This window comes from Sulfurovum sp. (genome assembly GCF_041562805.1).
Classification (GTDB): domain Bacteria; phylum Campylobacterota; class Campylobacteria; order Campylobacterales; family Sulfurovaceae; genus Sulfurovum.
In genome coordinates, this window is sequence record NZ_JBFFOH010000113.1 from 1 (window position 1) to 8,046 (window position 8,046).

The window sequence follows — 8,046 nt, forward strand, 5'->3', positions numbered from 1 at the left end:
GTGACTTTTGATTATCCTTTTGATGAGAAGGTTCGTGTCTATCGTATCGCTGATAAAATGTTTGCTTTGACCTCAGAAGATAGACCTATATCTGTTAATCTTAAATGTGATCCTATCTATGCCTTGGAGTTACGGTCTCTTTATGAAGGGATCATCGCAGGGTATCATATGAATAAAAAGCATTGGAATACTGTTACGGTAGAGGATTCAGATGTAGATGATGAAACTGTAGAAGAACTGATAGCCCACTCTTATGATCTCGTGTATGAGAAATTGACAAAGAAACAAAAAGCATTATTGGGGTAAAGATGAATACAATAAGCATACAATATATAAACACACCGGTTGGAGAGATGATATTAGGCGCATATGACAACAAACTCTGTATGCTGGACTGGCGATACCGAAAGAATAGAACAACTGTAGACAATAGATTACAAAAGGGTCTTTCTGCGACTTATGTAGAAGAAGAGACTCCTGTGTTGACATTGGCTAAGGAAGAAGTTGAAGCATATTTTAAGGGCTTACGTAAAACATTTGATGTTCCTTTGTTGATGGTGGGTACAGAATTTCAAAAGTCTGTTTGGCAGGCACTTCTAAAATTACCTTTTGGTACAACAGCCTCATATTTGGATCTTGCTAAAGGGCTAAACAATGAAACGGCTGTGCGAGCCGTAGCCTCTGCTGTGGGTGCCAATGCCATTTCTGTTTTGATTCCCTGTCATCGTATCATGGGTTCTGATGGTTCTTTAACTGGCTATGCCGGAGGGTTGGATGCAAAGAAAGAGTTGTTGGAAATAGAAAATAACTTGTTTACGATATAATCATTCCAACGATACAAAGGATACAAAATGGATGAAAAAAGAAGATTACATATACATATCTCAGTGGATGATATAGAAGAGAGCATTGCTTTTTATAATGTACAGTTTGGTACGGAAGCAACAAAAGTAAAAGAAGATTATGCACAATGGTTAGTGGATGATCTATCACTTAATTTTGCCATATCTACAAGAGGACATGAAAAAGGACTCAATCATTTAGGTATCCAGTATGAGAGTGATGAATCATTGCTTGGAGCGCAAAATGAATTTGAGGCAAAAGGTATCAAAGGAAAAGTAGAAGAGGGTGCTATCTGTTGTTATAAAGAGTCAAACAAGTATTGGGTTACAGATCCTACCGGTTTAATTTGGGAGAATTATCATTCTATGGATGATATAGAAATCTTTGGTATAGATACAAAAGATACGCAAGACGGGTGCTGCGTTCCATCGTTTGGTAAATTTTCTGAGACACCTTCATGTACACCAACAAAGAGTGAAGAGAGTTGTTGTTCATCTGAATCAAATGACAGTTGTTCATAAAATATTTAGAAAGTATGTAACAATGGAAAAGAAAAACTTTTTTGAATCAATATATGAAAATGCAGACCATGAAGACCTGGCTACTATACCATGGGCGACACTAGCACCTAATGTGTACCTGGAAAAACATTTGAGTCAACATGATGTTGTCTCAGGTAAAAAAGCGCTGGTCATCGGGTGTGGTTTAGGTGATGATGCACTGATCCTGGAAAAGCATGGTTATGAAGTAGAAGCCATAGACATCTCTCCTTCAGCTATTGCGTTAGCTAAAAAAAGACATCCTGAAAGTAAGGTTGATTTTCATGTAGGTGACATCTATAATATGCCTGAATCTTCTATCGGAAAATATGACTTTGTCTATGAAGGACTTACGATCCAGTCTTTACCTCCTGAAGACAGAGAAACACTTGTGTCTATCATTGTTTCTCTTGTGGCTAAAGAGGGAGAGTTGTTAGTCTATGCGAATACACAGGATGATGAAGACAGTTATGGCGGACCGCCATGGCCACTCTATGACAATGAGTTTAAACTTTTTGAACAAGAGGGTCTTGTAAAAGTTCATGAAGAGAAAGCGGATATCAATAAGCCTATAGCACCGTATCACTGTTGTGTTTTGTATAGGAAATAGGACACACAATGTCAATCCAGAAACTCATCTTCATTATACTGGTTGGGATACTGAGTTTTACGGGATTTAGTGCCACAAAATTATATGATGTTGCCATGTCATATGAACGCTATAGTGCAGGGTTGGAGACAAAGTCCATTACTTTGGACTTTGGTGAGATCGTTTATGCTGAGAATGATGTAAAGAGTGATGTAACACTGGTATTGGTCCATGGATTTGGTGGAAATAAGGACACATGGAATTGGGTTGTGCCTGCATGGAATGAGAAATACCATATCATTGTGATAGACATGCCTGGGCATGGGGACAGTGTTTCAAAGAAGACCTTAAGTTACACGATGACAGATCAGGCAGAAAGGTTACATACTTTCTTAGAAGCTAAAAATATCAAGCAATTGTATCTGTTTGGTCATTCCATGGGTGGAGCCATTACCGTGCGTTATGCACTTAACCATAGCGAAAATGTAAATGCGCTTATACTTATAGACTCTATGGGAATGGTACAAACGAAAAGTGACGGAGTCAAACTGGTAGAGAGATCCGAGAAAAACCCACTCTATGATGTCTGTACGAGAGAAAGACTGGAAACACTTTTAAACTATTCCATGTATAAGCCTCCGTATATTCCAGACATTGTCAAAGACGCGCTTCTTCAGCAGAAATGTTCAAGACGTGATTTAGAAAAAGTGATGTATGAGGACATGTATAAAGATGTGAATGTGAGTGCTGAGGCAAAAAATATTGATATACCTACACTTATCTTATGGGGAGAAAAGGACAGGATGACACATGTAGATGATGCAGCTCTCTTTCATAAAACGATTAAAGGAAGCAAAATGGTCATATTGAAAGAAATAGGACATGTGCCTATACTTGAAGATCCTGAACAAACGGCTGATGAGGTGGATAAGTTTATCAAACAAATAGATAAATAATGAAATGATATGTCATTCTTCTGACATTAGTGATAAAAGATAATCCGTGCCAAACATAAAAGAAGTAGAACTTACCGTCAAAATATCAAAGGTTTATATTTAAAACAATAGTCTTAGATATTAACCCCATAAGCTATAATACTGCCATGAAACAAAACACAGCACTAGACATATTAAAATCAGGAAAAAATGTATTTATCACTGGTTCGGCGGGGACGGGGAAGACCTATCTTCTCAACCTCTATACACAGTACTTAAAAGAGCGTAGGGTGTACCCGACTATCGTGGCACCTACTGGTATAGCTGCGTCACATTTGGGCGGGCAAACGATACATTCATTTTTTGCGTTGGGTATACGTGATAGCATAGATGAAGGCTATGTAGATTTTTTGTTAGACAAGAAGTACCTGAAATCTCGTTTTTCCAAACTCAAACTTCTCATCATAGATGAAGTCTCTATGATCTCACCAGAGATCTTTTCTTCTATGGATCTGATACTGCGTGGTTTTAAGGGTACAGATGCTCCTTTTGGTGGGGTACAAGTAGTGATAAGTGGAGATTTCTTTCAATTACCTCCAGTTTCTAAAGTACCCAAAGAGAAGCGTTTCGCATGGCAGTCTTCTGCATGGAAGGCACTTGACTTACATACCTGTTACCTGGAAGAGAAATTTAGACAAGATGACGACAGACTCATACAAATACTCGATGACATACGTTCGGGTAACATATCAGCCTCATCTGAAGACCTACTGGCCAGCAGGCACGAAAAAGAACTCAGTATTGCCACCCCTACCAAACTCTATACGCACAATGTTGATGTAGACCGCATAAACCTGGATGAGTTGGATAAACTTGAGGGTGAGACTAAACGTTTTGTTTATGAGTCAAAAGGGAGCGAAAAGAACATAGAGAAGATCTTTAAATCTTCTTTAGTCTTGGAAGAGTTGGCGCTTAAAAAAGGTGCAGTTGTTATCTTCATAAAAAACAATGTAGAAGCAGGGTATGTGAACGGTACCACTGGAACAGTACTCAGTTTCAGTCCCATTGATAATATGCCTATAGTGCGAACTACAGAGGGGAAAAAGATAAAGTTAGAACCCGAAGACTGGTCAATTGAAAATGATAGTGGCAAGGTTACAGCGACCGTCTCACAAGTACCCTTGCGTTTGGCATGGGCGATTACCATACATAAGTCACAAGGTATGACACTGGACGCAGCAGAGATAGACTTGAGCAAAACCTTTGAGACAGGGCAGGGATATGTGGCACTTTCGCGTATAAAAAACATTGAAGGCTTACGTTTGATGGGGTTAAACCCTATGGCCTTGCGTGTAGACCCTCTCATTTTGCATATAGATGAGCGGATTAAAATGGCATCTTTGAGGGCTAGTGATAGCATAGAAGCATTGACAAAAGAGAGCTTAGAAAATCTTTTTGAAAGCCATATCTCACATCTTGGTGGCACAGTAAGTAAAGAGAAGATAGACGAAGAGATACAAAACATCAAAGAGGGTAAACCCTCACACTCTACTTATGTCACACCTACTTACATGAAGACAAAACGCCTCATAGAAAAATCAGACACGCTTGTGAAACTAGCTATTAACAGAGGCTTAGGAAAAAGTACCATTGTGCAGCATCTCTCGCGTATAAAAGAAGAAGTCCCTGAGATAGACTTAGCGAAGTACAAACCCAAAGATGAGATCTTTGAACGTGTAGATGATGCAGTGTTAAAGCTAAAAACCAAGAACATTAAAGAGAACTTTGCTGAAGATGGTACGTTGAGACTCAAGTCTGTATATGAAGCTTTGAATGGAGAAGTGAGTTATGATGAGTTACGGGTTTGTATGTTGTTTTTAACATAAGGCTGGGATGATGACTTTTTCAGAACAGATATTGGACTTTTATTTTTCGATGCCAAGATCTTTGCCTTTGCCTAACGGGGTAGAGACCATTTATCCATTTGACAATGAAGAAACACAAAGAGTTATGCAGACATTTTTTAACAAATACTATAATGACACTAAACCTCGCACTTACCTCATAGGTATAAACCCTGGTAGGCTGGGCTCTGGCATTACGGGTATAGGTTTTGCAGACGGGTATCATTTGGAAGAGTATTGTGATATAGCTAACAGTTTTGACAAACGTGTAGAGATATCTGCTGCGTTCATGTTTGAAGTGATGGAAGCGTATGGTGGTCTTGAGACGTTTTATAAAGATTTTTTCTTTACGACAGTCATGCCGCTTGGACTTCTGAAAAATAATAAAAACTATAATTATTATGATGACTTGGAAACACAAAGCGCTTTAGAACCTTTTATAGAAGAGACACTCCTCCAACAAATGTCATTCCCTCAAGCCAAGCCCAATATCATCTGTGTAGGGCAAGGTAAAAATTTCAAATACCTCAAAGCCTTTAATGATAAACATAAATGTTTTGAGAGTATAGAAGTTGTCCCTCATCCTCGCTGGGTGATGCAGTATAGACGTAAGGAGAAGCAGAAGTATATAGATGCTTATTTGGAGATTTTTAAGAGGGTATTGGATTAAGCAACGGTTAATTTAACTGACTACCTATACATTCCACAGTGACATAGTAAAATATTTTATGCTACAATCTTAAATATTATGAGGGTTGGGAGAGTGAATGCAATTAATCTTTATCGTTATCTTGGGTGCTGTGCTTGGCTTTCTTTATGGTTATAACACTGATGGATTTATATTTAGTACAAAGATATGTCTTTTTGCAGGGTTAACCCTTATCATGCCATCACTTTTTAAATTTGAATTGGCGCATGTGAAGTTGGTGTGGGAACACAAGGCGGTGCTGCTGAAAGGTTTTTTTGTTAACTATCTGATACTGCCGTTCTTTGCAGTTGTGATTGGTCTTTTGACGAACAATTTTGGTATTACTTCCGGGTTGTTTTTGATCGCGGTATTGTCTGGTGGAGGCATGGTGATGCACTGGATAAAGCGGTCTGGGGCAGACACGTCTTTTGGCTTTCTACTACTCTTTATCAATCTCATTTTTATCTCACTTTCACTACTGATGCTACATTTGTTTGCTACCTATAGTGCAGGGTATTTTGGCGTCACCTATGACGACAAGATAAGCATTAGCAGGTTTTCAGGAGCTGTGATCGAGCTTTTGATCGTCATTCCGTTTATTGCGAGTAGAGTAGTACGTTACATCACGCCGTTACTGACAGTGATACAAAACTATCGTAAGTACATCAGTCATATTAGTATTTTCATCATATTGTTTTACCTCTTTGGACTGCAAAGTTCTCAACTTCTTGTAGATGTTTACGACTTTGAACCAGAACTTTTTTACATTTCATTCATAGCGGTCTTTGTATTTTATATGCTGACATTTTTTGTCTCAAAACTGGTATATAACCTTGAATCACCTCAGGAGAGAGCAGCATTTTGGCACTCTGTGACACGGTACCTAACCCTTGCCCTGGTCATTTCAACTTTTTCTGCGAGTACCTTTGGTGTTTCTATGTTACTGCCTATCATGTTCGCCTATGTGGTGCAGATACCTTTATCTGTAGTGATCCATAAAAAGTATATGCCCCAAGCATCTGAGAACGCTTAACCCTCTACATTAAGGTGGAAACTGTCTCCACCTTTTTTATACCAACCACTTCTCCCCATCAAAAACAACATTATCATCTATGCTAAACGAGTTTGTATCTATCATCACGTCTATGTGAAATCTACCGCTATTTCTTCCAAAACCTTCTTTGCCATAGATACCATGTTTCGCACCTAAAGAGAGGTGCAGACCGCACATGCGTTCAAAAGTCCCCATGTCTGAAACAAAATGCTCTTTGCTAAATGCACGGTTGAGTCCAAGTCCTAATTCGCGTACCCAGATCACATCTTCTTCTTCTCTTATGAGATCTAACACTGCTTCAAATTCTGCTGTGGTGTTTTCTGTTCTGACAAGTTGACCGTTTTCTATGACTATGGTGATGGATTGTTCTGGGATGTTTACGTTGTACTCGATGTCACCAAATGCCATGACCTTTGTTTTGCCATTTAAAGATGTTAACTCTTTAAGTTCTGTAAATACTTCTCCGATGGGGAACTGTCCACCTATGTTTTTCATCTCTGTATAGTCACCAATGTTTAGTTTTGCATCTTCAAAAGCACCAGGATAGATGAGCTTTTCATCTCCGCTATGCACAACTGCACCCGAAGCAGTGTTTATCATCTCTTTTAGTGTATGTCCCATATGATGATAATACTGCTTGTCATAAGCTAGAGCATTCACATAGTTTTGCACTTCATTATCTCTATGCATTCTGTCTAGATGGGGGTGTTCAACAACTTTTATGTGCTTTTTAAACAGTTCAATACGTATGCGAAAAGCAGACAAGCGAAAACTCGTAGACTGTATAAGTGCCACAAAATCACCACTTTCAAGCACTTCCATCTGTGACATGATGTCGTCTTTGTCTGTGTCGTGAAAATTGATAAACACTCCGTTTGGCAATGCTATACGATACGCCTCTGTAAGTAGTATGGCAAGAGGAGAATTTAGATCGTAAATGACCAATGACATAGTCCCTTCATCGTGCGCAAAAATATCACGGAGTGTATCGGTTAGGTTTTGGGAGGCGTGATGCACTAAAGTGGTTGACATGGACACTCTTTTTGTTGGGATGGTTGCCTTCATATTACATTAATTATGCTTCGACACACCATTTGGCTTAACTTAGTGCCCATCGTCCTGAGGGGGAATGCATATCATAAGCTATAGAGTATATAGAATTACAGATGTGAAAATAAGGGGCTCTAGTTACGCTCCCGTCAAGATGATGGGAGTGAGAAAAAAATTATGCTTCTTTATCTTTTTTGATTTTATTTTTACGGTGTCGAGGTTTTTTTGTTTTGTCTTTTTTGCTACGCACTGACTGATTAGGCTTATCTGAAGCGACAAAACCTTCTACTGTTTTTTCTTCTATTTCTTTTTTCATATTGTCTTCTATTTCACTAAGTAACGGCTCATCTTTAGGACTTACAAGCGAAATAGCCACACCCAGCTCTTTCATCAAGGCTAAATGATTATGATAATCCTGTGGAATTTCTGGTAAATCATAAGAAA

10 protein-coding genes are annotated in these 8,046 nt (G+C 38.8%); 8 read left to right on the forward strand and 2 right to left on the reverse strand.

All coding sequences use genetic code 11. The annotated features are described in order from the left end of the window. From ABYK33_RS11485 to ABYK33_RS11520, 8 genes are all read left to right on the forward strand, one after another. On the forward strand, positions 1–306 hold a 306-nt coding region (locus tag ABYK33_RS11485; RefSeq protein ID WP_373033363.1), incomplete at its 5' end, for an MmcQ/YjbR family DNA-binding protein. Between the two features lie 2 nt (positions 307–308). Continuing rightward, positions 309–824 carry a methylated-DNA--[protein]-cysteine S-methyltransferase gene (locus tag ABYK33_RS11490; RefSeq protein ID WP_373033364.1) on the forward strand — a complete coding sequence of 172 codons (516 nt, stop codon included), beginning with the start codon at positions 309–311 and terminating at the stop codon, positions 822–824. Between the two features lie 27 nt (positions 825–851). Next, entirely contained in the window at positions 852–1,364 is a 513-nt protein-coding gene (locus tag ABYK33_RS11495) for an ArsI/CadI family heavy metal resistance metalloenzyme (protein ID WP_373033365.1), read from the forward strand. Positions 1,365–1,386: 22 nt separating this feature from the next. Next, entirely contained in the window at positions 1,387–1,992 is a 606-nt protein-coding gene (locus ABYK33_RS11500; RefSeq protein WP_373033366.1) for a class I SAM-dependent methyltransferase, read from the forward strand. 8 nt (positions 1,993–2,000) lie between these two features. Then, positions 2,001–2,927 carry an alpha/beta fold hydrolase gene (locus ABYK33_RS11505; RefSeq protein WP_373033367.1) on the forward strand — a complete coding sequence of 309 codons (927 nt, stop codon included), beginning with the start codon at positions 2,001–2,003 and terminating at the stop codon, positions 2,925–2,927. A 146-nt stretch (positions 2,928–3,073) separates the two neighbouring features. After that, positions 3,074–4,792: an AAA family ATPase gene (locus tag ABYK33_RS11510; protein ID WP_373033368.1), complete on the forward strand. Its 1,719-nt coding sequence runs from the start codon at positions 3,074–3,076 to the stop codon at positions 4,790–4,792. A gap of 10 nt (positions 4,793–4,802) precedes the next feature. After that, positions 4,803–5,480, forward strand: coding sequence for a uracil-DNA glycosylase family protein (locus ABYK33_RS11515; protein WP_373033370.1), 678 nt, complete (start codon positions 4,803–4,805; stop codon positions 5,478–5,480). Positions 5,481–5,577: 97 nt separating this feature from the next. Continuing rightward, entirely contained in the window at positions 5,578–6,531 is a 954-nt protein-coding gene (locus ABYK33_RS11520) for a hypothetical protein (protein WP_373033371.1), read from the forward strand. Between the two features lie 36 nt (positions 6,532–6,567). Here the strand turns inward: ABYK33_RS11520 and ABYK33_RS11525 are convergent, their stop codons facing one another. Both ABYK33_RS11525 and ABYK33_RS11530 read right to left on the reverse strand, forming a co-directional pair. Continuing rightward, positions 6,568–7,584, reverse strand: a complete 1,017-nt coding sequence (locus tag ABYK33_RS11525; RefSeq protein WP_373033372.1) for a hypothetical protein — start codon at positions 7,582–7,584, stop codon at positions 6,568–6,570. A 193-nt stretch (positions 7,585–7,777) separates the two neighbouring features. Then, positions 7,778–8,046 (reverse strand): hypothetical protein (locus ABYK33_RS11530; RefSeq protein WP_373033373.1); only part of this gene is annotated, 269 nt, incomplete at its 5' end.

Bases quoted from the DNA above. Each gene is read 5' to 3' on its own strand.
- ABYK33_RS11515 (WP_373033370.1), top strand. From the start codon at position 4,803: ATGACTTTTTCAGAACAGATATTGGACTTTTATTTTTCGATGCCAAGA.
- ABYK33_RS11525 (WP_373033372.1), bottom strand. From the start codon at position 7,584: ATGTCAACCACTTTAGTGCATCACGCCTCCCAAAACCTAACCGATACA.
- ABYK33_RS11495 (WP_373033365.1), top strand. From the start codon at position 852: ATGGATGAAAAAAGAAGATTACATATACATATCTCAGTGGATGATATA.
- ABYK33_RS11510 (WP_373033368.1), top strand. From the start codon at position 3,074: ATGAAACAAAACACAGCACTAGACATATTAAAATCAGGAAAAAATGTA.
- ABYK33_RS11505 (WP_373033367.1), top strand. From the start codon at position 2,001: ATGTCAATCCAGAAACTCATCTTCATTATACTGGTTGGGATACTGAGT.
- ABYK33_RS11500 (WP_373033366.1), top strand. From the start codon at position 1,387: ATGGAAAAGAAAAACTTTTTTGAATCAATATATGAAAATGCAGACCAT.
- ABYK33_RS11520 (WP_373033371.1), top strand. From the start codon at position 5,578: ATGCAATTAATCTTTATCGTTATCTTGGGTGCTGTGCTTGGCTTTCTT.
- ABYK33_RS11490 (WP_373033364.1), top strand. From the start codon at position 309: ATGAATACAATAAGCATACAATATATAAACACACCGGTTGGAGAGATG.